This is a genomic window from Serinibacter arcticus (assembly GCF_004786095.1).
GTDB lineage: Bacteria > Actinomycetota > Actinomycetes > Actinomycetales > Beutenbergiaceae > Litorihabitans > Litorihabitans arcticus.
The window spans coordinates 995935-1019320 of sequence record NZ_RHPJ01000001.1 but is presented as its reverse complement, the minus strand read 5'-3'; the positions used below and the strand labels follow the sequence as shown (position 1 = coordinate 1019320).

The following is a 23386-nucleotide window of genomic DNA, read 5'->3' as shown; positions in this document are numbered from 1 at the left end:
CGTGAACGCGATCGAGAACGGCGAGCGACCGACCACCGAGGACCTGGCCGGGGAGTGGCGGGAGTTCCGCCGCGAGCGGGAGGACGCGCTGCGCCGTCCGTACGACTGGTTGAGCGTCGTCGGGCTGGCGTGGGTCGTGGCCGACGTGCCGACGGCCGTGGCCGACCTGCCGGGTCGCTGGTGGGTGTCCGGCGGCGTGCTGCACGTCGCCGCGGCGGCGGCGGAGGGCCTGGTGCTGCTGGACGGCGACGGCGGCGCGACCGACGCGCTGGACGGTGAGGTCACGCGCGAGGTCGCGGAGGCCGGGGCGACGGCGTTCGCCCTGGTGGGCGACCTGCGGATCGAGGTGCTGCGCCGCGGTGGGTACTACGCGCTGCGGCTGCGCGACCCGCAGGCGCCGGCACGGACCGGTTTCGCCGGGGTGCCGACGTGGGCGTTCGACGACGCCTGGCGCGTCCCCGTGAGGCTCGAGCCGTACGACGAGCCGCGCACGGTCGTGGTCGACGCAGCGGCGCCGGGCCTCACCCAGCGCGCGACCGCCGTCGGCGAGGTCGTGCTGGTGCGCGACGGCGTCGAGCACCGCCTGGTGGCCACCGGCCGGCGGCATGCGTGGTCGGTCTCCTTCCGCGATGCGACGTCGGGCGTGACCAGCTCTGCCTGGCGCACCGTGGGTATCGACGGCGACCCGGCCTCCGGCACCGGAGTGCTCGACCTGAACCGGGCGGTGAGCTACCCCTACGCGTTCTCCGACCACGGCACCTGCCCGGCTCCGATCGACGGCAACGCGCTGCCGTTCGACGTCACGGCGGGGGAGAAGGCCCCGGCCGGACGCACCGGTGTCCCGCCGATCGCCGGCGGGTCCACGGCCCTCCCCGGCCCGCAGCTCCTGGGCGGCAGCGTCCCCGACTGACCCCCACCCCGGGGCCGGGGTCGTGCCGCGGACGCTAGGAGGGCGGCGGCGGTGCGACCGCCGCGATCGCCCGCTCGACGGCGTCGAGGATCGGGGCCAGCGCGGTCTCGGTGCTCGAGCGGTCCGCCTCGAACGCGCCGGCCAGCCACATCCGGGTCATCGTCGGGTACCGCTCCGGGTCGAAGTGCGTCTCCCAGAAGTGGCTCTGCTGGCTCCAGTAGTCCTCGTGGCCGAGGCCCGTCGCATCGCCGTCGCGCCGCTCCTGCGAGAGCTCGCGCGCGAGGCCGTGCACGAACGTCTCCAGCAGGTCGCGGATGGCGACGACCTGCTCGGGATCCAGCGGGGTGGACGCGAGGATCCGCAGCCCGGCCTCCTCGGCGTCGAGCACGTGGGGTGCCAGCGGCAGCCGCCACTGGTTGAGGTCCAGGAGCCACGGATGGGCGGCGTACATGAGCATCAGCGACTCGGCGTAGTGCAGGAGCGGAGCGCGCCAGCCGTTCCCGGCCCCTTCCGACAGGTCGGACGCCCCCGGCAGGTCCAGGCCGGCGTAGGCGGCGTCGATCATGAGGTCGAGGAGCTCGTCGCGGCCGGGCACGTAGGTGTACAGGCTCATGGCACCGGTGCCGAGCTCGGTCGCGACGCGGCGCATCGTCACGCCCGCGAGACCCTCGGCGGCGGCGACCGCGAGCCCGGCTGCCACGACGTCCTCGCGCGAGAACCGTGGCCGTCGACCGCGCGCGCTTGTCTCGGGCGGCAGCCACAGGAGCTCGAGCCGACGGCGGTGCTCCGGCGTCGGCTCGGTCGTCATCCGGCACCTCTCGCGCGCTGTCCTCGAACGGGAGACGGGGGGTTCCGCTCTCTTCCCGTACAGCGTACAGTCATCGCCGTCACCCTTTCTGGTACGGCGTACGGAGACAGATGATCACCACCACGGGTCTCACGAGGACCTTCACGAAGAAGGCGAGCGTGGTCGAGGCCGTCCGCGGCATCGACCTGTCGGTCGCGGACGGCGAGCTCGTCGCCATCCTCGGGCCGAACGGCGCGGGCAAGTCCACCACCCTGAAGATGCTCACCGGGCTGCTCGCCCCGACGTTCGGGTCGGCCACGGTCGCGGGGCACGACGTCGTCGCGCACCCCGACCGGGTGCGTCAGGCCATCGGCTACATCGGCCAGGGCAACAGCGCCGGCCACTACTTCCGCGTCGCCGACGAGCTCGCCAGCCAGGCGCAGTTCTACGGCGTCCCGGCGGCCGAGGGACGGCGACGGGCGAGCGACCTGCTCGCGGCGCTCGACCTGGTCGGGCTCGAGAAGCGCACGGTCAACACCCTCTCGGGCGGCCAGCGGCGCCGGCTCGACGTGGCGATGGGCCTGCTGAACCGGCCGCCGCTGCTGTTCCTGGACGAGCCGAGCACCGGGATGGATCCGGCCAGCCGCGCCAACCTCTGGGAGCACGTGCAGCGGATGCGGCACGAGTTCGGAATGACGCTGGTGCTCACCACGCACTACCTCGAGGAGGCCGACCGGATGGCCGAGCGCGTCGTCGTCATCGACCAGGGTTCGATCATCGCCGACGACACCCCGGCGGCCCTGCGCCACACGCACGCCTCCGACGTCGTCACGCTCACGTGGGCGAGCGATGACGAGGCGGACCGCGCACGCGACCTGCTCCGGCGGGACTCGCGGTTCGACGGGCACCTGGTGGCGGCGGGCGAGGGGCGCGACAGCGGCCTCCGGCTCGAGCTCGACGACGGTCCGGCCGTGCTGCCCGCGCTGCTGCACGCGCTCGAGGGGGCCGCGCTGCGTCCCGCGACGGCGTCGATCGCCGAGGCGACGCTCGACGACGTGTTCCTCAACCTGACCGGCCGCTCGCTCCGCGAGGAGTCCGAGTCCGGTGACGACGCCGCGGCGGTCGCGGCGATGGCGGCAGCCGCCGGAGGTCCCGGTGGCGGAACGGGAGGTGCGGCATGAGCGCCGCGGACGTGGCGTCGAGCACCGGACGGGTGCAGGCGCCGGGCACGGGGGGCTCGCGCGCGAGTTCGTCGCTGCCGACCAACCCGGTCGCCCGGTTCGCCCACGACACCTGGGCCGTGGCCTGGCGCGAGCTGCGCCTGACGCTGCGCGACCCGTTCTCGCAGGTGTTCGCCCTGGGTCAGCCCATCGTCTTCCTGGTGCTGTTCGCACCGCTGCTGTCCGGTCTCGTCGGCGGGGCGATGGCGGGGCCGGGGGCCGATGCCGCCGGTCAGTCCACGATCCAGTGGTTCCTGCCGGGGCTGCTCGTGATGATCGCGCTGTTCGGCACGGGCATGACCGGCTCGAACCTGCTGTTCGAGATGCAGATGGGCAGCTACGAGCGGATCCTCGCGTCGCCGCTGTCCCGCGCCTCGATCATCGTGGGCCGGGCGCTGAAGGAGTTCGTGCCGCTGGTCCTGCAGGCGTTCGTCCTCACGGTCGCCGCCGTTCCGTTCGGCTTCACGATCCACCCGCTGGGCGTGCTGCTCGGGCTGGTGATGCTCGGTCTGTTCGGCATCGGCCTCGGATCGCTGTCCTACGCGCTCGGGCTGGCGTCGAAGAATCGCGAGTGGCTGTTCTGGACCGTGCAGCAGTCCGTCACGTTCCCCCTCCTGCTGCTGGCGGGCATGATGCTGCCGCTGGAGAGCGGGCCGGGGTGGATGCAGGTCGCCTCGCGCTTCAACCCGATCACCTACCTGGTGAACGGTGAGCGGGCGCTGTTCTCCGGCCAGCTGACGATCGACGTGCTGTGGGGCTTCCTGGCCGCGGCGGGCACGCTCGCCGTCGGGCTCGCGGTGGGTGTCTCGGCGATCCGCCGCGCGACGCGCTGATCCGACGAGCTGCCGCGCTCCCGACGCGGGGCCCTCACCGGCGCTCGCGGGTCGACCACCGGTCCTCGCAGCGAACTCGTTCGTGTCCTTCCGAAGGACACGAACGAGTTCGGAGGAAGGCGGCCTGGTCGGGTCGGGCCCGGTGAGGCGAAGCTCGCGGGGGGCGCGGGCACACGGGCGCGGGCCGGATCAGGCGGTGCGGATCAGGCGGCGCGGATCAGGCGGTGCGGCGCACCGCGACCGTCGGGTCCACCCCGACCGCGCGCATCACGAACGCGACGGTCTCCTCGATCGCGCGGTCGCGGCGCGGCCCGTCCTCGGGCACGTGGCGCGCGTTGAGGCACGAGTTGACGAGGGGGACGACGGCGTCGAGGTCCTGCCGGGGGAAGCGCCCCGTTCCGATGCCCTGGATGAGGATGCGGCGCAGCGGCGCCTCGATCTGCAGGATGTGCTCACGCAGCCGGAGCATGGTGCTGCGCGAGACGACCGTGCGCAGGTCCGGCCCTGGCGCCAGGTGGTAGACGCGCTTGAGACGGATCTGCTGCTGCACGTAGGTCCGCAGCTGCTCGACCGGGTCCTCGATGCCCGTCAGGGACTGCTCGAGGGCGGCGATGTAGGACGTCGTCTCGTTCTCGATGAACCCGAGCAGGAGCGACTCCTTGTCGGGGAAGTGGTTGTAGACCGCCGTGCGGCCGACCCCCGCCTCGCCGGCGATGTCGGCCAGCGTGATCGCGTCGAAACCCTCGCGCTCCATCAGGGCGGAGAGCGCGGCGAAGAGTCGCAGGCGCACCTGCTCCCGATGCTCGGCCAGCGTCGCCCCGATGATCTTCGGCATGACCCCAGTCTCTCACGTATATGACGGGATTCGCATGGTCGTCATAATGTGGCGAAGGACACCGACGGAAGGGACCAACGGCCTAGGCTCGGGGGAGAACCGTCGTCTAGAAGGGCAGCCCGTCATGAACAGCGCGACCAACCAGAAGATCATCACGACCCTGTCGGTCATGGCCGCGGGCTTCGTGGCCACGAAGGCCCTCGACCTGCTCTGGCGCAAGGCCACCGGTCACCAGCCGCCCTCGAAGGGTGAGGACGCCTCGGTCCGCGAGATCGTCGTCTTCGCCGCGATCTCGGGTGCGCTCGCCGCCCTGGCCCGCGCCGGGACCACCAAGGCCGTCACGCGCGCCATCTCCAAGCGCGTGGACGAGGTCGTCTGAGCCCTGCTCAGCTCCGGCCCGACGGCGGCTCGTGCGTGTCCTCGTGCGCGCCGTCGTGGGGCTGGGGGTCCCGGGTCGCCAGGACCTCCTCCTCCACGGCCTCGGCCTTGGCCGACGCACCGGCCTGATCCTCCGGGCCCTGGACGAGGTCGTCGCCCGCACCCGCTGACGGCCCCGTCGAGGACGACGGCGCCGGCATCTGCCGCCCTGCCGCGCCCTCGCGGTCGGCCATCCGCTCGATAACCGCCAGGTCGTCGGTCAGCTCGTCCACGACCAGCAGGTCGCTGCGCACCTGCGACGTGCGGTAGCCCGCCCGCCCCACCATGTGCGCCGAGACCGGCGCGGTGATCAGCTGCAGCGCCACCACCAGCACGAGCGTCCAGATGACGACGCCGGTGCGGATCTCCAGCGCGAGGCCACCCATGAGCAGCGCCAGCCCGAGCACCTGCGGCTTGGTCGCCGCGTGCATCCGGGCGAGCAGGTCCGGGAACCGGGCGATGCCGATGCCCGCGACCATCGCTAGGAACGACCCGGCCAGGAGCATGACGGCGGCCACGACGTGCGCGACCGTGTCCAGCACGCTGCCGTCGGCGATCATGACGTCCCACCCCCGTCGGACTCCTCGAGCTCGGCGCGACGGCGGGCCTCGCGCTCGGCGGCGGCCTCCTCGCGGGTGAGGATGCGCTTGTCGTCGTCCTTGTCGGCCGCCGCGAACCGAGCCACCGTCACCGAGCCGATGAACCCGACCAGGGCGAGCACGACGAGCACGGGCACCAGGTCCGAGCGCAGCGTCCACGCCGAGACGATCGCGACGGCGGCCAGCACGGTCGCCACGACGACGTCGACGGCGACCACGCGGTCGAGCATGCTCGGCCCGCGCTCGGCGCGGACCACGGCGCACACGGCACCGATGCCGACCATCACACCGCAGGCGATCACGACACCGAGGCTCATCGCGGCCCCCCGTCGGCGTGGGACGTCTCGGCCTGCACGGCGGCGGCCATCGCGTCGGCGGGCAGCGGCGCGGCGGCCACGGCCCCGCGCGGTGCGCCACCCAGCCGGCGGGCGGGCAGCCCGGCTCGGGCGATCTCGTCGTCGGACGCGAGCGCATACATCACGCGCGCCTCCTGCTCGAGGACCTCGTGGCGCGCCCGTTCGACGGCCCCGTCGCCCCCGAGGTCGAGCACGTGCACGTACAGGGTGCTGGTGGCACGGTGCGCCTCCACGATGATCGAACCCGGCACGAGCGAGCAGAAGTCGGCCGTGAGGGTGAGGTACAGGTCGGAGCGCGACCGCAGCTGCACCCGGATCACACCGCTGCGCGGTTCGCGGTTGAACCGCAGCGCGATCCCGGTCACCTCGACGCTGGCGACGACGATGTCGAGGCCCAGGCGCCCCATCAGCCGCAGGAAGCCGAGCAGCGAGGGTCGGCCCGCGAAGGGCACGCGAGGCAGCGGCAGGAGGGCGGCCACGACGTAGGCGGCGACCAGGCCGCCGAGGAGGTTGGCCCAGGTTAGGTCGCCCCACAGGAGGATCCAGACCAGGGTCAACCACGCGACGGCCGGGATCGAGGGCCGGCCGCGGCGCGTGCTGCCGGGGACCGTGCGGGCGGGTGCCAGGGGACCGGCGCTCGCGCCGGTGGGATCGCTCGGGCTCACTCGTCCTCACCTCCGGGCTCGGGTGCCGTCGTCGTGGCGTCGTCGGTCGGTTCGGCCTCGGTCGACTGGCCGTCGCCCCGCACGCCGTCCACCAGGACGGCGTCGATGTACGGCGAGCGCGCGCGCAGATCGGTCGCGGCGTCGTCGGCGTAGCGGTACAGCGGCCCGGCGAGGAACGTGATCGCGCAGCTGGCCACGACCAGGGCGGCGGCGGGGCCGAACATGCTGCGCGGCGTGCGGACCTTCGGCAGCTCGCTGGGGGCGGTCTGCCAGAACGCCTTGTTCCAGGCCTTGATGATCGCGTAGAGCGTCAGCAGCGAGGTCGCCAGACCGGCGATCACGACGGCGTAGCCCAGCGGCGTCCCGAGGTCGATGCCCGCCTGCAGCAGGCCGACCTTGCCCAGGAAGCCCGACAGCGGCGGGATGCCGGCGAGGTTCATCGCGGGGACGAAGAAGATGATCGCGAGCGCCGGGGCGAGCTTCGCCAGACCACCCAGCTTCGCCAGCGACGTCGTCCCACCCCGCTGCTCGATCAGACCCGTCACGAGGAACAGCGCGGTCTGCACGGTGATGTGGTGGGCGACGTAGAAGATCGTCGCCGCCATCCCGACCTGCGAGGCGACCGCGATGCCGAAGATCATGTAGCCGATGTGGCTCACGAGCGTGAACGACAGCAGACGTTTCAGGTCGTCCTGCGCGACCGCGCCGAGGATGCCGACCACCATGGTGAGCAGGGCGATCACCAGCAGCACGTCGTCCAGCGCGCCGTTCGGGAACAGCAGCGTCTGGGTGCGGATGATCGCGTACACGCCGACCTTGGTCAGCAGCCCGGCGAAGACGGCGGTGACGGGTGCGGGCGCCGTCGGGTAGGAGTCGGGCAGCCAGGCCGAGAGCGGGAAGATCGCCGCCTTGATGGCGAACCCGAGCAGCAGCATGACCTGGAGCGCGAGCTGCGTGCCCTCCGGCAGCTCCGGCAGGCGCTGACCGAGCTGCGCGAGGTTGAGCGTGCCGGTTGCGGCGTAGATGAGCGCGATCGCGATGAGGAACAGGACCGAGGAGAGCAGCGAGACGATCACGTAGATCGTGCCGGCGCGGATCCGGTCGCTCGTGGCGCCGAGCGTGATGAGCACGAAGCTCGCGCCCAGCACGATCTCGAACGCGACGTAGATGTTGAACAGGTCGCCCGAGACGAACGCGTTGGCGACGCCCGCCGCGAGGACCAGGTAGGTCGGGTGGAAGACCGAGACGGGGGTCTGCTCGTCGTCGGAGCTCTCCACGTCGGAGGCGCGCTGGCCCACCGAGTAGGCGAGGACGCCGAGCAGCACGATGCTCGAGACCACCAGCATCAGCGCGGCGAGCCGGTCCACCACGAGGGCGATCCCGACCGGGGCGGCCCAGCCGCCGACGTTGACCACCAGCGGTCCGGCGTCGGCCTGGAAGAGGAGCACGACGGCGACGGTCAGGACGACGGACAGCGCGGCCAGGGAGATGACCGCCTGGACGCGGGGCCGGCGCGCCTGTGTCAGGGCGAGCCCGGCGCAGATCAGCGGGACGACGACGGGGAGGGGGACGAGCCAGCTCATCGGTGGCCCTCCTTCGAGGTCGCGTCGGGCACGTCCTCGGTCTCGTCACGGACCTGGGCGGCCTCGAGGGCCGCGTTCGCGGTCGCCTCGTCGGAACGCGTGTCCAGCTCGCCCTGCTCGGCGCGACGCGCGATGCGGCGGTCCTCGACGTCGTCCTGCACCTCGTCGTGGCCGTGCAGCTGCCAGGACCGGTAGGCCATCGCGAGGATGAACGCGGTGAACCCGAGCGTGATGACGATCGCGGTGAGGACCAGCGCCTGGGGCAGCGGGTCGCTCATCGCCTCGTCGCTCGACCCGATCAGCGGCGGGGCGCCGGCGGCGCCACCCGCGATGAGGATGAGCAGGTTGACGCCGTTGCCGACGAGGGCGACGCCGATGAGCACGCGCGTGAGGCTGCGCTCCAGGAGCAGGTAGACGCCCGTGGCGATCAGGGCGCCCATGACCACGACGAGGACCATGCTCGGGGTGTTGTCGGAGACGATCATCGCGGTCCTCCCTGCTCGGTCTCGGTGGAGCTGCTGCCGGTGGTCGTGCTGCCGTCGGCCCTCGGTTCCGGTTCGCGCGGGTCCTCGAGCTCGTAGCCCGCCCCGGCGAGCACGCTGCCGGAGTCGTCCAGATCGGCCTCGTCGTGCGCGATCTCGCGGGCGACGTAGCCCTCGGCCTCGCCCTGGCGGTCGATCTCGGCGCCGAGCGTGCGCAGCACGTCCAGCACCAGCCCGATGACGACCAGGTAGACGCCGATGTCGAAGAACAGCGTGGTGACGAACTTGATCTCGCCCAGCGGGCCCGCGGTGAACTCGATGACCGCGGACTCCAGCACCGTGCCGCCGAAGAACATCGGGACGACGCCGGCACCGGCCGAGAGGAACAGGCCGGAGCCCAGCAGGAGGCCCGCGTTGACCGGCGCGGCCTCGCCCAGCTCGTACCGGCCGCCGGCGAGGTAGCGCAGCACGAGCGCGATGCCCGCGATGAGGCCGCCGGCGAACCCGCCGCCGGGTGCGTTGTGGCCCGAGAACAGCAGGAACAGCGAGAACACGACCATCGTGTGGAACAGCAGTCGCGTGGCGATCTCGAGGATCACCGAGCGGCGCTGCGGTGCGAGCGTCGCGCCGGCCGAGAGCCAGCGCTGGTTGCGCATCGCGCCGACGGCGGAGTCCGTCCAGCGCTCGAGCGCCCCCGGCTGGTCGGCGGTGGCGTCGCCGGAGGCAGCGCCGTCGCCCGACGCCGTGGACGCCGTGGACGTCACGGACCCGGAGGAGGTCGCCGCGCCGTCGGGCCCGGCGACGCCGCGCACCTGCAGGCGGACGAGGTTGTCGTCACCGGCCGCGCCGTCGGTCCAGATGCCGCCGAGCTTCTTGCCCTGCAGGTCGGACGCGCGCTCGACCCTGGCCGTGCGCACGCGGAGGAAGACGAGCGACGCGACGCCGGTGGCGGCCACGAGGAGGACCGAGATCTCGCCCATCGTGTCCCACGCGCGGATGTCGACCAGGGTGACGTTGACGATGTTGCGGCCGTAGCCGTAGTCGTAGGCCTCCTGCGGGAAGTTCACCGAGACCGGGGTCGCGGTGCGCGAGTTCGCCGCGATCAGCGCGAGCAGGCTCACGGTCGCGCCGACGGCGGCGCCGAGCGCGGCCCGCAGCCACCGGCTGTCGGCGAGGGGGCGGTTGGAGAAGTAGGCCGGCAGGCGGCGCAGCACGAGCACGAAGACGAGCAGCGTGACGGTCTCGACCAGCACCTGCGTGACCGCGAGGTCGGGAGCGCCGTGCAGCTCGTACATGAGCGCGATGCCGTAGCCGGAGATGCCCATCAGCAGGATCGCCTTGAGGCGGCGGCGGGCGCGGGCGGCGCCGACGGCACCGACCACGATGACGATGCCGACGGCGAGCTGGGCGGGGGAGTCCCACAGCCGCACGGGGCCGAACGTGTTCTCGGACGTCAGCATCGCGGTCGACGCGGCCAGCACGGCGACGAGCAGGATGACGGCCAGGTAGAACGGCAGCGAACCGCGCTGGGTGAGCGACGTGGTGAAGCCGGCGCCGCGGTCGAGGCGGCGCATGAAGCGGCGGTAGAGGTCCTCGGCGTCGAACGCGAAGCTCTCGCGGCGCTGCAGCCCGGAGTCCCGGCCGCGCCACCAGAAGAGCGCGGCTCCGCCGACGAGGATGATCACGGTCAGCAGCAGCGGCAGGCCGAACCCACCCCACAGCGTGAGGTGACCCTCCTCGCCCTCGGGGTAGGTGGCGGCGTACGGCGCCAGCAGGCGCTCACCGAGCGCGGGCACGAGCCCGGCGGCGAGCCCGGCGACGGCGAGGACCGTCGGCGAGATGAACATCTGCCAGGCCTCGCGGTCGGTGGGCGTGTCCTCGAGGCCGTCCTTGGCCGCGAACGCGCCCCACCAGAACCGCAGGCCGTAGGCCACGGTGAGGATCGACCCCAGCACCAGGACCACCAGGAGCGCGATGCTGCGCGGGCTGCCGTCGTGCACGAGCCCCTCGAGCGCCGCCTCCTTGGCGACGTAGCCCGCGAGCGGTGCGATCCCGATCATCGAGGCGATCGCGAGCGCCGCGACGACCGAGAGGAACGGCATCGAGCGCCTGAGGTTGGAGAGCTGGTGGATGTCGCGCGTGCCGGCCGCGGCGTCGACGATGCCGACCGTGAGGAACAGCGTCGCCTTGAACATCGCGTGGCTGCCGATCATCGCGACGCCGGCGAGCGCGACGGCGCGGTCGCTCTGGCCGACGAGCATGATCAGGAGGCCGAGCTGGCTGACGGTGCCGTAGGCGAGCACGAGCTTGAGGTCCCACTGGCGCATCGCTCGGTAGCCGCCGATGAGCATCGTGCCGCTCGCCAGCACCAGCAGCGGCCACTCCCAGGAGGCCCAGGTCGAGAAGCCGGGCGCCAGGCGCGCGACGAGGTAGACGCCCGCCTTCACCATGGCGGCGGCGTGCAGGTAGGCGCTGACCGGCGTCGGCGCGGCCATCGCGGCCGGGAGCCAGAAGTGGAACGGGATGAGGGCCGACTTGCTGACGGCGCCGACGAGCACGCAGATGATCGCGACGGACGTCAGCGTCGTCATCTCCGGGGTGGCGGTGACCAGCTCGTGCAGCGAGTACGACCCGCCGTCGACCTGGCCGAGCACGATGATGCCGCCCAGCATCACCAGGCCGCCGAAGGTCGTCACGATGATCGCCTGCATGGCCGCTCTGCGCGAGACCTTGCGGTCGCTGTAGTGGCCGATGAGCAGGTAGGAGAAGACCGTGGTCAGCTCCCAGAACAGGTAGAGCATGAGCGTGGAGTCGGTGGCCACGAGGCCGAGCATCGCGCCGGCGAACGCGACGAAGACGCCGCCGAAGCGGCCCTTGCCGCTCGCCGCGGCAGCGAAGTACCAGGCGCAGTAGGCCAGCACGAGTGCGCCCACGGTGCCCACGATCAGCACCATGAACCAGGAGAGGGTGTCGAGGCGGAACGTGATCGACAGGTCCAGCTCGGGCACCCACGTGTAGGTCTCCACGACCTGGTTGCCCGCCATGACCTCGCCGGTCTTGGTGAGCGCCCAGACGGCGGCGCTCGCGGGAGCCAGGCCGAGGACGGCGAACATGCGCCGGCCGAAGCGGTTGAGCAGGACGGGGGCGATCACGGCTGCCGCGACGTGCAGCAGGAGGATCTGGAGCATCGCGGTCCCGTCTTGTCGAAGGCGGCGGGGAGCAGTTCCCTACTCTACCTGGCGGACCTCAAAGCCAGCCCAAAGGGAGGCCAAAGCGGATCGGCCGTGGCACCATGGATCGACCAAGAGTCGGGCGCGAAGGAGCGGAGCGATGGTCGGGATCCTGCTGGTGCACGGGCGGAGCCGCCCGCTGTTCGGTCCGGTCGAGATGAAGGAGCAGTGGCTCGTGGCGCTGCGGGGCGGGTTCGAGGCCGCCGGTCTCGAGGTCCCGTTCGCCGACGAGGACGTGCGCCTGCCCTGGTACGGCGGCAACCTCTCCCACCTGGTCGGCGGTGTCGCGCGCGCCGAGGCCGAGCGGGTCTCGCTGCGCGGGGACCTGCCGCGCGACGAGCGGGAGTTCGTGGCGGAGGTGGTGCGCGCCGTCGCCGCGGAGCTCGCCTTCACGCCGGAGCAGCTCGACCGGGTCACGGACCCCGCCGACGCCGGCGCACGCGAGGGGGACTGGGGCCGCGTGCGCACGGTGCTCGCCGCCGTCGACGCCTACGTGCCCGGCATGTCCGGTGCCACCGTCGCGTTCGTGGCGCGCGAGTGCTTCGGCTACCTCACCGATGCGCGGTTGCGCCAGATGATCGACGACGGCGTCGCGCATGCCGCGCCCGCGAGCGGCCCGGTGATCGTGCTCGGGCACTCGCTCGGGGCCCTCATCGCCTACCGCGTGCTGCGCTCCCACCCCGCGGCACGCTCCTGGGACGTCCCGCTCCTGCTCACGATGGGCGCCCCGCTCGGGTGGCCGCCGGTGATCCGCGCGCTGGACCGGCTGGAGACGCGTCGGCTGCCCGCCGCGGTCGGCTCCTGGGTCAACGTCCGGGACCCGCGCGACGCCGTCACGGCCGGCGGGGTCGACGGCACACTGCTCCCCGTCGGGACGGTGGACGAGGAGGCGGGCGTGGTCAACCCCGACGACGGTCGGCACGCGATCGAGTACTACCTGGCCGATCCGCTGGTCGCGGGGCACGTCGCGGCGGCGCTGGAGCGCTGAGTCGTTCCCCCGCGGGCGGTGCGCGCGGTCGTAGTCTCGTGCCGTGCCAGATCCGGATGACGACGTCGAGCTCCCGCCCACCTACGACTTCTCCGGCGGTCTGACGGGTTTCGACGAGCAGCCCGGTGCCGCCCCCGCCCCCGCCCCCGCCGCTCCCGCCGATCCCGTGCCGCCGGCCGCGCCCGCCGTGCAGCCGGGGTCGCCCGTGCCGCCGCCGACGCCGCCGTCCGGGCAGAGCGGCTACGGCCAGCCGGGCTACGGGCAGACCGGCTACGGCCAGACGGGCTACGGCCCGGCGTCCTACGGCACGGCTCCTGGGGCGCCCCCGTCCCAGCCCCCGACCGTCCGCACGCCCTACTCCTCGGCGTACTCCTCGCCGTCGTCGACCTCACCCTTCGCCCCGACCCCCGGCTCGGCCAAGCCGTCGTCGGGACGCGCGGGCTTCGCGGTCGTCGGCGTGGTCGTGGCCGTCGTGGTGGTCGCTGTCGTCGGTGCCGTGCTGGGGTCGGTCGGGGGCTCGTCCGACGACTCCTCCTCCACCAGCCCCGTGCAGACCGAGCCGGACTCGACCGACCAGCTCTGGTCGGCGCAGCTCGACGAGCGGCTGCACGACGACGCGCTGAACGGTTCCCGCGTCTACGGCGACCCGAACGGCAGCATGGTCGTGATCGGCGACACGGTGGTCGGCCGGTTCTCGGGCGACCCCTACGACGAGGCGGAGCCGACGGCCGTGCGGGCGTACTCGCTGGGAGACGGCACCCCCGTCGACCTCGCCCGGATGGACAGGCCGCGCTGCGCCGTCGTGCCGGAGCCCGGCGGCGCCGAGCCGAGCCTGCTGACGTGCGGCGGCGGCCTCGACGACGAGCAGGTGCTCGTCACCTTCGACGTCGCGAGCGGCGAGGAGGTCCGCCGGTTCGAGATTCCCGAGCCCGTCGCGCTCGTCGCGGCGACCTCGTCCGGCGTCGTCACGCTCGACGCGATCGACCCCGCCACGGGGGACGGCGTGATCCGCTGGTACACCGCCGACGGCGACCGACGCTGGAGCGAGCCGCTGGCGGACCTGCCCGCGGAGCTGCGCGAGGACATCGTCTACGACAACGACGACGGGTACGAGCTGGGGTACTCCACCGACCTGGTCGCACTCGGCGACGGCGCTCTCCTCACGTCGGCCAGCTCCCTGGTCGCGGTGGACGAGACGGGCGTCCTGCGCACGCGCCAGTGCTGGTCGGGGATGGTCCTGGCCGAGAGCTACGTGTGCGAGGACGCGGAGACCTCGATGATCGAGGGGGTCTCGGCGTCGGGCGAGACGCTGTGGTCCCTCGACGACGTCTCGCTGCGGACCGGCCTGTACGAGCGCTCCCCGGCGCTCCTCTACGTGGACTACCTCTCGCCGTCGCGCGCGTACGGACTCGTCGACCCGGCCACCGGGCGGCAGGGCGCGGCGCTGGAGCTCGGCGAGGACTACCTGCAGCTCGCCGGGTCGCCCGAGCACCCCGTCCTCTACCAGGAGGAGGAGCAGGACGACTACGACGACCCGACCGTCGTGACCCTGACGACGATGGATCCCGCCACGCTCGACGCGGCGTGGACGACCGAGCTCGAGTCCAGGCAGTACCCCACCGTGCTCGTCGCGGGGGAGCGGGTGCTGGTCGAGGTCGACTACGGCCGCTGGACGGTGCTGGACGCCACCACCGGCTCCGTCGTCGGCGGTCTGGAGGACGAGGGCAGGGTCGTCGCGGTGGTCGACGGCGGGGTCCTGATCGAGGACTACCGGGAGCTCCGTCGCGTCGAGCTGCCGTGACCGCCGGGTGACCGCGGGGCTGTCGAACTAGGCTCGGTGGATGCCGGACCCGGATGACGACGTCGAGCTCCCGCCGTCCTACGACTTCACGGGCGGGTTCGGGTCGTTCCTGACCGATCCGCAGCAGCGCGACCCGGGTGATCCCGCCGCGACGGATCCCGCTGATCCCGCCGATCCCCCGGGTGGCGCGACTCCGCCGCCCCCACCGACGCAGCCCGCCACGCCCCCGCCGCCGCCCGTGCGCCAGCGGGGTTGGCGCGGCCCGACGGGTCCGTCCGCCTACGGGACCCCGCCCTCGGCGTCGGGCGCGATCTCGCGGGACCCGCAGCCCGCCGCGGCGAGCGCGGGGGCGAAGGCCCCGACGACGCCCCCGCGCCCGGCGCGGAAGCCGCGCAAGAAGGCCAAGCGGCGCACGCCGACGGCGGCGCGCGGGTCGGGCAGCAACCCGCGCCAGGGTTCGTCCTCGACACCGGCGACCGCGCCCCCGACGCGGACCGGCTGGACCCCGTGGCGTCTGGCCGGGACGGCGGCTGCCGTCGTGACCGTGGCGGTCGTCGTCGGTGTCAACGCGACGGGTGACGGCGCGGGCAGCGACCCGCAGTCCACCACGGTGCCGGTCGAGCCGGACACGAGCAGCGTCCTGTGGACCTACGGTCTCGATCGCGACGCCCGCCTGATGCGCGACGACCTCTCCGGGGCGAGCGCGTTGGCCACGGGCCTCGGCAGCGCCATCGCCGTCGGCGACCGGCTCCTGGGACGGTTCTCCGCCGACCCGAACGACGAGGACGGACCCGCGAAGATCCGGGTGGTCGATCTGGTCGACGGCGCCGCGCGCGACCTCCTGACGCTGGAGCGTCCGAGGTGTGCCGCCGTTCCCGGTGCGCTCGGGCGCGGCAGCGACCTCGTGGCGTGCTCCGGCGTCGACGACTCCTCGCCCGTCATCGTCACGCTGAACGTGGCCACGGGAGAGGAGGTGCGCCGCTGGCCGGTCTCGGCACCGATCGAGCTGATCGCCGTGACGGCGGACGGTGTGGTCACGCTCGACGCCGTGGACCCCGAGGTCGGCTCGACCGCGCTGCGGTGGTACGGCCCCGACGGCGCACCGCGGTGGACCGTGCCGTCGGCCGACCTGCCCGGCTCGGTCCGCGAGCAGCTCCTGCAGCAGCGCGACGAGGGCTGGGAGCTCCTCTACAGCGCCGTCCTCGCCCCGGTCGGCGACGGCGCGCTCCTGTCCGGTTCCCAGGCCGTCGTCTCGATGGACGCCACCGGGGTGACCCTGGCGACCGCCTGCTGGGCGGGTTCGGTCGTCGGTGACGTGTTCACCTGCGACAACGAGGGCACACGCGAGGCCGAGGGGCGCACCGCCTCGGGCGAGCTGCTGTGGTCGGACGAGGACCTCTCCCTCGGGCTGGGATACCTGCGACGCGCACCGGTGACACTGGCGAGCGACTACGTCTCGCTCGAGGAGGACTACCGGGTGGACAACCGCCTCGTCGACGCCCGCACCGGACGGACGGGCCCCGTGCTGCCGGAGATCGAGGGCTCCCCGCGCGTCGACGGCCCCGTGGGATCGCCGGTCGCGATCGTCGAGGAGGATCGCGAGGACTACGACGAGACGACCGTCGCGACGGTCTCCCTCCTGGACCCGGTGACGCTCGGGGTGACGTGGTCGGTGGAGCTGCCCTCGCGGCAGTACTCGAACGTCGTCGTGACCGACCGCCGCGTGCTGGTCGAGGTCGACCGACGCCGGTGGACGGTCCTGGACCTCGCGGACGGCTCCGTCGTCGGCGGGCTGGCCACGGACTCCGACGTCGTGGCGATCGTCGACGGCGGCATCATCACGTCAGGTTTCGACGCGATGCAGCGCGTCGAGCTGCCGTAGTGCCGATCTCGGCGCGGCGACTGGCGACGGGCGATGAGTGGCGCGGACCTCAGCGCGCGTGGTCGGCCAGCTGGTCCGGCGCGACCAGGAAGCCGTCCTCGTCGAGGATCTCCCCGCCCACGGCGCCGTGCAGCGCGACCGCCGCGCGTTCGATCGAGGCCCTCGCGTCGTCGCGACGGCGCAGCCCGCCCCGCGAGGTGGGTGTGCGATCGCCGTCGATCCAGCGCAGCGCGTAGGTGAGGACCCCGGCGCTGGTCCACGCGGCCGTCCGCAGCGCGGGCGGGAGGACCTCGACGGCCTCGACCTCGACGACGACGTGGTCGGCGCCCTCGGCGAGCTCGTCCGCCCCCCGGTGGTGCCAGGTGGCGCCGTAGCCGTCCAGGTGGTGGCCGTGGTGCGCGACGGCGTCGGCGCCGGGCAGGAGGACCAGCCCGGGCAGGGCCGCCTCGAGCACGTGGGCGAGCGTGTCGGGCTCGAGCCAGGTGGGGGCGTGCACGGCCAGGTCGACGGCGGAGCCCGGGTCCGGTTCGACCAGCACGCCGGTCGTCACGCGCAGGGCACCCGCGAGCCGTCGGGCGCACGCGTGCGCGACGTCGAGCACCTGGCGCTCCAGGCCCTCGGGGTGCTCGGGGCCGAACGCGTCCAGGAGCGGTCCGTAACCCCCGGCGAGGGTCGGCGCGGGGCCGGATCGCTCGGCGTCGACGTCGATCACGAAGATCGTCTCGACCCAGTCCGGCAGGCCCAGCGGTCCACGCGTGGCCGCCGCCCCCCACGGGCCGGTGAGCGTCGCGCGCGAGTGGCGGTCGGCGTCGGGCAGCAGGTCCAGCACGCCGGGCAGCGTGCCGGAGGCGGGCGTGGTCCAGCGGGCGCCGACGACGAGCGAGACCACGAGCGCCTCGACCTCGTCCGGTTCGACGTCCGCCGCGAGCAGGAGCAGGTGGTGGTGCGCCGCGACGGCGGGGGCCAGGCGGGGGAGGTGGGGCTGGGCCGGGTCGGTCTCGTCGTGGTCGCCGACCACCGCTACTCCACGTGCGTGCGGTGGAAGCCGAGGTGCGAGCGGGACGCCGTCGGGCCGCGCTGACCCTGGTAGCGCGAGCCGCTCGCGCCGCTGCCGTACGGGTGCAGGGCGGGGCTGGAGAGGCGGAAGAAGCAGAGCTGGCCGATCTTCATGCCCGGCCACAGGGTGATGGGCAGCGTCGCGACGTTGGAGAGCTCGAGCGTCACGTGGCCCGTGAAGCCGGGGTCGATGAAGCCCGCGGTGGAGTGGGTCAGCAGTCCGAGGCGGCCGAGGGAGGACTTGCCCTCCAGGCGGGCCGCGACGTCGTCGGGCAGCGTCACGAGCTCGTGCGTGGCACCGAGGACGAACTCGCCCGGGTGCAGCACGAAGGCCTCGTCGGGGGCGACCTCGACCAGGCGCGTGAGGTCGCTCTGGTCCTGGGCGGGGTCGATGACCGGGTACTTGTGGTTGTCGAAGAGCCGGAAGAACCGGTCGAGGCGCACGTCGACCGAGCTGGGCTGGATCATCGCGGGGTCGAACGGGTCCAGCCGGACGCGTCCGGACTCGAGCTCGGCGGCGATGTCACGGTCGGAGAGCAGCACGCGCCCACGCTACCGGCTCGCCACCGGGCGGGCGGCGGCCGGTCGCGCACCCGACCGGTAGGCTGCCGTGGGAGCGCTTCCACACCGGCACGGCCGCCGGTGGGAACGGCGCCCGCCGCCCACCGAGAGAGGTCAGTCCCATGCAGTTCGGTCACTTCGACGACGCCGCGCGCGAGTACGTCATCACCACGCCGCACACGCCGTACCCGTGGATCAACTACCTGGGCTCCGAGCAGTTCTTCTCGCTGCTCTCCCACCAGGCGGGCGGCTACTCCTTCTACCGCGACGCGAAGATGCGTCGCCTCACGCGCTACCGCTACAACAACGTCCCCACCGACGCCGGGGGTCGCTACCTCTACGTCAACGACGGCGGCGACGTCTGGACGCCGTCGTGGCTGCCGGTCAAGGCCGACCTCGACCACTTCGAGACGCGGCACGGCCTCGGGTACTCCACCATCACGGGCGAGCGCGGCGGGCTGCGCGTGGCGACGACGTTCCTCGTGCCGCTGGGCGAGAACGCCGAGGTCAGCAAGGTCGTCGTGACCAACACCTCCGACGCGGCTAAGTCGGTCAAGCTCTTCAGCTACCTGGAGTTCTGCCTCTGGAACGCCTCGGACGACCAGACCAACTACCAGCGCAACCTCTCGATCGGCGAGGTCGAGGTGGAGGAGGCGACGCCGTCGGGCGGCTCGGCGATCTACCACCGCACCGAGTACCGCGAGCGCCGCAACCACTACGCCGTCTCGGGCGTGAACGAGCCCGGCGTCGGCTTCGACACCGACCGCGACACGTTCCTCGGCGGGCCGTACGCCTCGCTCGCCGAGGCCGCCGTGCCGCGCGCCGGCGTCGCGCAGAACTCGGTCGCCTCGGGCTGGTACCCGATCGCGTCGCACGCCCACGAGCTCGAGCTCGCGCCGGGGGAGTCCCACGCGCTCGTGTACGTGCTGGGCTACGAGGAGAACGACGAGACGCACAAGTGGGCCGACGACGCCCACCAGGTGATCAACAAGGAAGGTGCGCACGCGTTGCTGGAGCGGTTCGCGACGCCCGCGCACGTCGACGCCGCGCTCGAGCGGCTGCGCGAGTACTGGGCCGACCTGCTCTCGAGCTACTCCGTCACCTCGACCGATCCGAAGCTCGACCGGATGGTCAACGTCTGGAACCAGTACCAGTGCATGGTCACGTTCAACATGTCGCGCTCGGCGTCGTTCTTCGAGACCGGGATCGGACGCGGGATGGGGTTCCGCGACTCCAACCAGGACCTGCTCGGGTTCGTCCACCTCGTGCCGGAGCGGGCACGCGAGCGGATCATCGACATCGCCTCCACGCAGCTGCCGGACGGCAGCGCCTACCACCAGTACCAGCCGCTGACGAAGCGCGGGAACGATGACGTCGGCTCCGGCTTCAACGACGACCCGTTGTGGCTCATCGCCGGCGTCGCGGGCTACGTGAAGGAGACCGGCGACGTCGCGATCCTGGACGAGCCGGTGCCGTTCGACAACGAGCCCGGTTCGGAGGTCCCGCTGTGGGAGCACCTCGTGCGGTCGCTGACCTTCACGCGCACGCACCTCGGACCGCACGGGCTGCCGCTGATCGGTCGCGCCGACTGGAACGACTGCCTCAACCTCAACGCCTTCTCGACGCAGCCGGGGGAGTCGTTCCAGACCACCGAGAACCGGACGGACGGCCAGGCGGAGTCGACGTTCATCGCCGCGCAGCTCGTGCTCTACGGCGAGGAGTTCGCGGGGCTCGCGGAGCTGCGCGGGCTCGACGACGTCGCCGCCGACGCCCGGACGTTCGTCGCCGACATGCGTCGCACGCTTCTGACGGCCGGCTGGGACGGGGAGTGGTTCCTGCGGGCCTACGACTACTTCGGCAACCCCGTGGGGACCGACGCGTCGCCCGAGGGGAAGATCTGGATCGAGCCGCAGGGCTTCGCGGTGATGGCGGGAGTCGGCGTCGAACCGGGGGAGGACGGCGTCTCGGCCGCGACGTCGCCGGCCGTGCGCGCGCTCGACGCCGTCGCGGAGCATCTCGGCACGCCGCACGGCCTGGTGCTGCAGCACCCGGCCTACACGACCTACCGGGTCGAGCTCGGCGAGGTCTCCACCTACCCGCCCGGGTACAAGGAGAACGGCGGGATCTTCTGCCACAACAACCCGTGGGTGGTGATCGCGGAGACCGTGGTCGGGCGGGGCGACCTCGCGTTCGACCACTACCGGCGCATCGCGCCCGCCTACCGCGAGGAGATCAGCGAGGTGCACAAGCTGGAGCCGTACGTGTACGCGCAGATGATCGCGGGCAAGGAGGCCTCGCGCGCCGGCGAGGCGAAGAACTCGTGGTTGACGGGGACCGCCGCGTGGAACTTCGTCGCGGTCTCGCAGCACCTGCTCGGGGTGCGGCCGGGGTTCGACGGGCTCGTGGTCGACCCGCAGATCGGACCGGACGTGCCCTCCTTCACGGTGCGGCGCGTGCTGCGCGGTGCGACCTACGAGATCGAGGTGACCAACTCGGGCCGGCGGGGTTCGCGGGCCGCGCTGGTGGTCGACGGCGTCGCGATCGAGGGTCGCACCGTCCCCTACGCCCCCGCGGGCTCGACCGTGCGGATCGCCGCGACCCTCTGATCCCGCGAGAGCGACCCGTGCGTCGCGGGGACGATCCGTCTCGGGTCGTCCCCGGCGCGCGCGGGTCGCTCTCGGCGAGGTGGGGGCGGTTCGCGTCGGCGGACGGAGCCGCTAGACTCGTCACCGTTGCCGCGCTGAGTGAGCTGCGATCTGACACGGTTCGGCTTCACGCGGATGTAGTTCAATGGTAGAACTTCAGCTTCCCAAGCTGATAGCGCGGGTTCGATTCCCGTCATCCGCTCAGCACGAAGGCCGGTCCCCCGCGGGGGGCCGGCCTTCGGCCGTTCCCGGGCCGGTCGGGACGCGCTAGTGCGCGAGCACCGGCCCCGTCGAGGCGTCCTGCGGGCCGACGGCGGAGGCCGCGGCTCGCGCGAGGCGCTCGCCGCGGCGTCGGTAGAGCAGGGACGTCAGGACGAACCCGAGGACGAAGATGCCCGCCGACCAGAGGTAGGCGGTCGTGAAGCCGTGCAGCGAGGCGTCCAGCCCGACCTGGGGGTCGGCGGCGTCGCGGCCGACGAGGTAGGCGGCGGTCGCCGTCGTGGCGAGCGTGTTCAGGACGGCGGTGCCGATCGCGCCGCCGACCTGCTGGCTCGTGGAGACCGCGGCCGAGGCGGCGCCCGCCTGGTCGGGCGTGACGCCGAGGGTCGCGATCTGGAACGACGCCGGCATGATCGAGCCCATCCCCAGTCCGAGCAGCACGAACCCGGGCAGCAGGTGGCCGTAGGAGCTGGTCGCGTCCAGCAGCGTGAAGCTGAGCATCCCGGCGCCCCCGAAGACCATCCCGATCGGGACGAGCAGCTTGGGTCCGAGGCGCGGCACGAGCAGGTTGGTCTGCAGCTGCGCCGTGATGATCAGGGTCACGATCATCGGCATGAACGCGGCGCCGGTCTGCATCGGGCTGTACCCGAGAACGGCCTGCAGGTAGTAGGTGACGAACAGGAACGCCCCGAACATGCCCGAGCCGGCGACCAGGATCCCGAGGAAGGCCGCGCCGCGGTCCCGGTCGAGCACGATCGCGAGCGGGAGGACGGGGTTGGCGACGCGCCGCTGCCGCAGCGCGAAGCTCACGAGCAGCACGACGCTCAGCGCCAGCGGCCCCCACGTCAGCGGATCGTCCCAGCCGCGCGGCTCGGCCTGGGAGAAGCCGAACACGAGCGAGAACAGCCCGAGCGAGCCGAGGGCGACCCCGACCAGGTCGAGCCGCTGGGCGCCGCGCGCCTGCACCCGCTCGAGCAGCACGAGACCGCCGACGAAGGCGAGGACGGCGATCGGCACGTTCACGTAGAGGTTCCAGCGCCAGTTCAGGGTCTCGGTGAGGAAGCCGCCGAGCAGGAGTCCGATGGCCCCGCCCATGCCGGCGATCGCGCCGAAGACGCCGAACGCGCGGGCGCGCTCCCGCGGCACGGTGAACGTGGTCGTCAGGACCGACAGCGCGGCCGGGGCGAGGATCGCACCGAACGCGCCCTGGAGCGCGCGGGCGCCGATGAGCAGGCCGAACGTGTCGGCCAGGCCGCCGAGCGCGGAGGCGACGGCGAAGCCGACGAGGCCGATGAGGAACATCCGGCGTCGGCCGAGGATGTCGCTGAGCTTGCCGCCCAGCAGCAGCAGGCTGCCGAACGCGAGGGCGTAGGCGGTGACGACCCACTGGCGGTCGTTGTCGCTGAAGCCGAGGTCCGCCTGCGCCGTCGGCAGGGCGATGTTCACGATGGTGGCGTCCAGGACGACCATCAGCTGGGCGAGGGCGACCGTGGCCAGAACGAGCCAGCGGCGGCGGGACGGGGTTCCGGTCGGGGAGGTGACGTCCGGGATCGCGGGTGCTGCAGACATGGGGGCTCCTGGGTGCGACGGTGACGTGGCGCCACGCTATTGCAGAACTCGCGGTATCGGAACGCCTGGTCTCGGATTTGTCCCGCGAACGTGGCGCACCGCACAATGGGGGTGACGTGAGGAGACCCGATGTCGACCACCGCACGTGCGGACGCCGCACCGTCGCGACGACCCGGACGGCGGCGCGACGCCGCCAAGGACGCGCAGATCGTCGACGCCGCGCGCCAGCTCATGGTGGAGCGAGGCTTCGACGCGGTGACGATGGACGACGTCGCCGAGCGGGCCGGCGTCGGCAAGGCCACCGTCTACCGGCGCTGGGCGTCGAAGGTGCACCTCGCCGTCGACGCGATGACCGCCGCGATCCCGGCGCTCACGATCGAGGACGTGCCGGACACCGGCTCCCTGCGCGGTGACCTGATGACGCTGCCCGGGCTGATCCACCGGGCGCGCGAGGACACGGCGACGGATCTGCTCGGACCCGCGCGCGAGCACCCGGAGATCGCCGACCAGCTGCACCAGCGGCTCGCGCGCGACCGCGTCGCCGTGCTGCGCGGGCTGCTCGAACGCGCCCAGGCGCGCGGGGAGGTGCCCGCCGGACGGGACCTCGACCTGATCGCCGCCGTCGGGCCGGCCGTGATCTTCTACGCCAAGGCGTTCTCGGGCGAGCCGGTCACGCCCGACCTCCTGGAGCGGGTGGTCGACGGCGTGATCCTGCCGCTCGCCCTCGGCTACCCCGACTGACGCGAGC

The 23386-nt window shown here is 72.8% G+C and carries 20 protein-coding genes and 1 tRNA gene; 10 read left to right on the top strand and 11 right to left on the bottom strand.

Annotated elements, in window-relative coordinates; genetic code table 11:
• The first annotated feature begins 1 nt into the window (after nucleotide 1).
• Nucleotides 2-910 carry a DUF1684 domain-containing protein gene (locus SERN_RS04695; RefSeq protein ID WP_135848888.1) on the top strand — a complete coding sequence of 303 codons (909 nt, stop codon included), beginning with the start codon at nucleotides 2-4 and terminating at the stop codon, nucleotides 908-910.
• Nucleotides 911-944: 34 nt separating this feature from the next.
• On the opposite strand, the gene SERN_RS04690 is transcribed toward SERN_RS04695, so the two are convergent.
• The gene (locus SERN_RS04690; RefSeq protein WP_135848887.1) at nucleotides 945-1718 is read right to left on the bottom strand and encodes a TetR/AcrR family transcriptional regulator; all 774 of its coding nucleotides are present in this window, start codon (nucleotides 1716-1718) and stop codon (nucleotides 945-947) included.
• Nucleotides 1719-1828: 110 nt separating this feature from the next.
• Here SERN_RS04690 and SERN_RS04685 point away from each other — a divergent pair, with 110 nt between their 5' ends.
• Both SERN_RS04685 and SERN_RS04680 read left to right on the top strand, forming a co-directional pair.
• Complete coding sequence (locus SERN_RS04685) at nucleotides 1829-2878, top strand: ABC transporter ATP-binding protein (RefSeq protein ID WP_135848886.1); 1050 nt, start codon at nucleotides 1829-1831, stop codon at nucleotides 2876-2878.
• Nucleotides 2875-3750, top strand: coding sequence for an ABC transporter permease (locus SERN_RS04680; protein ID WP_135848885.1), 876 nt, complete (start codon nucleotides 2875-2877; stop codon nucleotides 3748-3750). Before SERN_RS04685 ends, SERN_RS04680 begins: the two co-directional genes overlap by 4 nt.
• A 217-nt stretch (nucleotides 3751-3967) precedes the next feature.
• Here the strand turns inward: SERN_RS04680 and SERN_RS04675 are convergent, their stop codons facing one another.
• Nucleotides 3968-4585, bottom strand: coding sequence for a TetR/AcrR family transcriptional regulator (locus tag SERN_RS04675; RefSeq protein ID WP_135848884.1), 618 nt, complete (start codon nucleotides 4583-4585; stop codon nucleotides 3968-3970).
• 124 nt (nucleotides 4586-4709) lie between these two features.
• On the opposite strand from SERN_RS04675, the gene SERN_RS15250 reads away from it, so the two are divergent.
• Nucleotides 4710-4964, top strand: coding sequence for a DUF4235 domain-containing protein (locus tag SERN_RS15250; RefSeq protein WP_158292564.1), 255 nt, complete (start codon nucleotides 4710-4712; stop codon nucleotides 4962-4964).
• Nucleotides 4965-4971: 7 nt separating this feature from the next.
• On the opposite strand, the gene mnhG is transcribed toward SERN_RS15250, so the two are convergent.
• The 6 genes from mnhG to SERN_RS04640 are packed head-to-tail and all read right to left on the bottom strand — an operon-like array spanning nucleotide 4972 to nucleotide 11875.
• Complete coding sequence (gene mnhG / locus SERN_RS16030) at nucleotides 4972-5562, bottom strand: monovalent cation/H(+) antiporter subunit G (protein ID WP_199241492.1); 591 nt, start codon at nucleotides 5560-5562, stop codon at nucleotides 4972-4974.
• On the bottom strand, nucleotides 5559-5918 hold the full coding sequence (locus SERN_RS04660; RefSeq protein ID WP_135848882.1) for a monovalent cation/H+ antiporter complex subunit F: 360 nt from the start codon (nucleotides 5916-5918) through the stop codon (nucleotides 5559-5561). Before SERN_RS04660 ends, mnhG begins: the two co-directional genes overlap by 4 nt.
• Nucleotides 5915-6622, bottom strand: coding sequence for a Na+/H+ antiporter subunit E (locus SERN_RS04655; protein ID WP_233251458.1), 708 nt, complete (start codon nucleotides 6620-6622; stop codon nucleotides 5915-5917). The genes SERN_RS04660 and SERN_RS04655 overlap by 4 nt, the downstream gene beginning before the upstream one ends.
• Nucleotides 6619-8205, bottom strand: coding sequence for a Na+/H+ antiporter subunit D (locus tag SERN_RS04650; protein WP_135848881.1), 1587 nt, complete (start codon nucleotides 8203-8205; stop codon nucleotides 6619-6621). The genes SERN_RS04655 and SERN_RS04650 overlap by 4 nt, the downstream gene beginning before the upstream one ends.
• Nucleotides 8202-8690 (bottom strand): Na(+)/H(+) antiporter subunit C, encoded by a 489-nt coding sequence (locus SERN_RS04645; RefSeq protein WP_135848880.1) that lies wholly within the window; start codon nucleotides 8688-8690, stop codon nucleotides 8202-8204. The genes SERN_RS04650 and SERN_RS04645 overlap by 4 nt, the downstream gene beginning before the upstream one ends.
• Complete coding sequence (locus tag SERN_RS04640) at nucleotides 8687-11875, bottom strand: Na+/H+ antiporter subunit A (protein ID WP_135848879.1); 3189 nt, start codon at nucleotides 11873-11875, stop codon at nucleotides 8687-8689. The genes SERN_RS04645 and SERN_RS04640 overlap by 4 nt, the downstream gene beginning before the upstream one ends.
• 142 nt (nucleotides 11876-12017) lie before the next feature.
• On the opposite strand from SERN_RS04640, the gene SERN_RS04635 reads away from it, so the two are divergent.
• Genes SERN_RS04635 through SERN_RS15245 form a run of 3 tightly spaced genes read left to right on the top strand, consistent with a single transcriptional unit; the run spans nucleotide 12018 to nucleotide 16588 of the window.
• On the top strand, nucleotides 12018-12905 hold the full coding sequence (locus SERN_RS04635; RefSeq protein ID WP_135848878.1) for a hypothetical protein: 888 nt from the start codon (nucleotides 12018-12020) through the stop codon (nucleotides 12903-12905).
• Between the two features lie 43 nt (nucleotides 12906-12948).
• Nucleotides 12949-14706 (top strand): NHL repeat-containing protein, encoded by a 1758-nt coding sequence (locus SERN_RS04630; protein ID WP_135848877.1) that lies wholly within the window; start codon nucleotides 12949-12951, stop codon nucleotides 14704-14706.
• Nucleotides 14707-14746: 40 nt separating this feature from the next.
• On the top strand, nucleotides 14747-16588 hold the full coding sequence (locus SERN_RS15245; RefSeq protein WP_158292563.1) for a hypothetical protein: 1842 nt from the start codon (nucleotides 14747-14749) through the stop codon (nucleotides 16586-16588).
• Nucleotides 16589-16637: 49 nt separating this feature from the next.
• On the opposite strand, the gene SERN_RS04615 is transcribed toward SERN_RS15245, so the two are convergent.
• Nucleotides 16638-17606: a hypothetical protein gene (locus SERN_RS04615; RefSeq protein ID WP_135848876.1), complete on the bottom strand. Its 969-nt coding sequence runs from the start codon at nucleotides 17604-17606 to the stop codon at nucleotides 16638-16640.
• 2 nt (nucleotides 17607-17608) lie between these two features.
• Nucleotides 17609-18187: a dCTP deaminase gene (gene dcd, locus SERN_RS04610; protein ID WP_135848875.1), complete on the bottom strand. Its 579-nt coding sequence runs from the start codon at nucleotides 18185-18187 to the stop codon at nucleotides 17609-17611.
• Between the two features lie 140 nt (nucleotides 18188-18327).
• Here dcd and SERN_RS04605 point away from each other — a divergent pair, with 140 nt between their 5' ends.
• Together SERN_RS04605 and SERN_RS04600 are read left to right on the top strand one after the other, a co-directional pair.
• The gene (locus SERN_RS04605; protein ID WP_135848874.1) at nucleotides 18328-20811 is read left to right on the top strand and encodes a GH36-type glycosyl hydrolase domain-containing protein; all 2484 of its coding nucleotides are present in this window, start codon (nucleotides 18328-18330) and stop codon (nucleotides 20809-20811) included.
• A gap of 170 nt (nucleotides 20812-20981) precedes the next feature.
• Nucleotides 20982-21052 (top strand) — tRNA-Gly (locus SERN_RS04600).
• A gap of 65 nt (nucleotides 21053-21117) precedes the next feature.
• Here the strand turns inward: SERN_RS04600 and SERN_RS04595 are convergent.
• Complete coding sequence (locus SERN_RS04595; RefSeq protein WP_135848873.1) at nucleotides 21118-22638, bottom strand: MFS transporter; 1521 nt, start codon at nucleotides 22636-22638, stop codon at nucleotides 21118-21120.
• 129 nt (nucleotides 22639-22767) lie between these two features.
• Between SERN_RS04595 and SERN_RS04590 the strand changes: the two genes are divergently transcribed.
• Nucleotides 22768-23379, top strand: a complete 612-nt coding sequence (locus SERN_RS04590) for a TetR/AcrR family transcriptional regulator (protein ID WP_135848872.1) — start codon at nucleotides 22768-22770, stop codon at nucleotides 23377-23379.
• Nucleotides 23380-23386 lie beyond the last annotated feature (7 nt).

Excerpts from the sequence above, each read along its gene's own strand:
- SERN_RS04690 (WP_135848887.1), bottom strand. The coding sequence starts at position 1,718 with ATGACGACCGAGCCGACGCCGGAGCACCGCCGTCGGCTCGAGCTCCTG.
- SERN_RS04685 (WP_135848886.1), top strand. The coding sequence starts at position 1,829 with ATGATCACCACCACGGGTCTCACGAGGACCTTCACGAAGAAGGCGAGC.
- SERN_RS04680 (WP_135848885.1), top strand. The coding sequence starts at position 2,875 with ATGAGCGCCGCGGACGTGGCGTCGAGCACCGGACGGGTGCAGGCGCCG.
- SERN_RS04675 (WP_135848884.1), bottom strand. The coding sequence starts at position 4,585 with ATGCCGAAGATCATCGGGGCGACGCTGGCCGAGCATCGGGAGCAGGTG.
- SERN_RS15250 (WP_158292564.1), top strand. The coding sequence starts at position 4,710 with ATGAACAGCGCGACCAACCAGAAGATCATCACGACCCTGTCGGTCATG.
- mnhG (WP_199241492.1), bottom strand. The coding sequence starts at position 5,562 with ATGATCGCCGACGGCAGCGTGCTGGACACGGTCGCGCACGTCGTGGCC.
- SERN_RS04660 (WP_135848882.1), bottom strand. The coding sequence starts at position 5,918 with ATGAGCCTCGGTGTCGTGATCGCCTGCGGTGTGATGGTCGGCATCGGT.
- SERN_RS04650 (WP_135848881.1), bottom strand. The coding sequence starts at position 8,205 with ATGAGCTGGCTCGTCCCCCTCCCCGTCGTCGTCCCGCTGATCTGCGCC.
- SERN_RS04645 (WP_135848880.1), bottom strand. The coding sequence starts at position 8,690 with ATGATCGTCTCCGACAACACCCCGAGCATGGTCCTCGTCGTGGTCATG.
- SERN_RS04640 (WP_135848879.1), bottom strand. The coding sequence starts at position 11,875 with ATGCTCCAGATCCTCCTGCTGCACGTCGCGGCAGCCGTGATCGCCCCC.
- SERN_RS04635 (WP_135848878.1), top strand. The coding sequence starts at position 12,018 with ATGGTCGGGATCCTGCTGGTGCACGGGCGGAGCCGCCCGCTGTTCGGT.
- SERN_RS15245 (WP_158292563.1), top strand. The coding sequence starts at position 14,747 with ATGCCGGACCCGGATGACGACGTCGAGCTCCCGCCGTCCTACGACTTC.
- SERN_RS04605 (WP_135848874.1), top strand. The coding sequence starts at position 18,328 with ATGCAGTTCGGTCACTTCGACGACGCCGCGCGCGAGTACGTCATCACC.
- SERN_RS04595 (WP_135848873.1), bottom strand. The coding sequence starts at position 22,638 with ATGTCTGCAGCACCCGCGATCCCGGACGTCACCTCCCCGACCGGAACC.
- SERN_RS04590 (WP_135848872.1), top strand. The coding sequence starts at position 22,768 with ATGTCGACCACCGCACGTGCGGACGCCGCACCGTCGCGACGACCCGGA.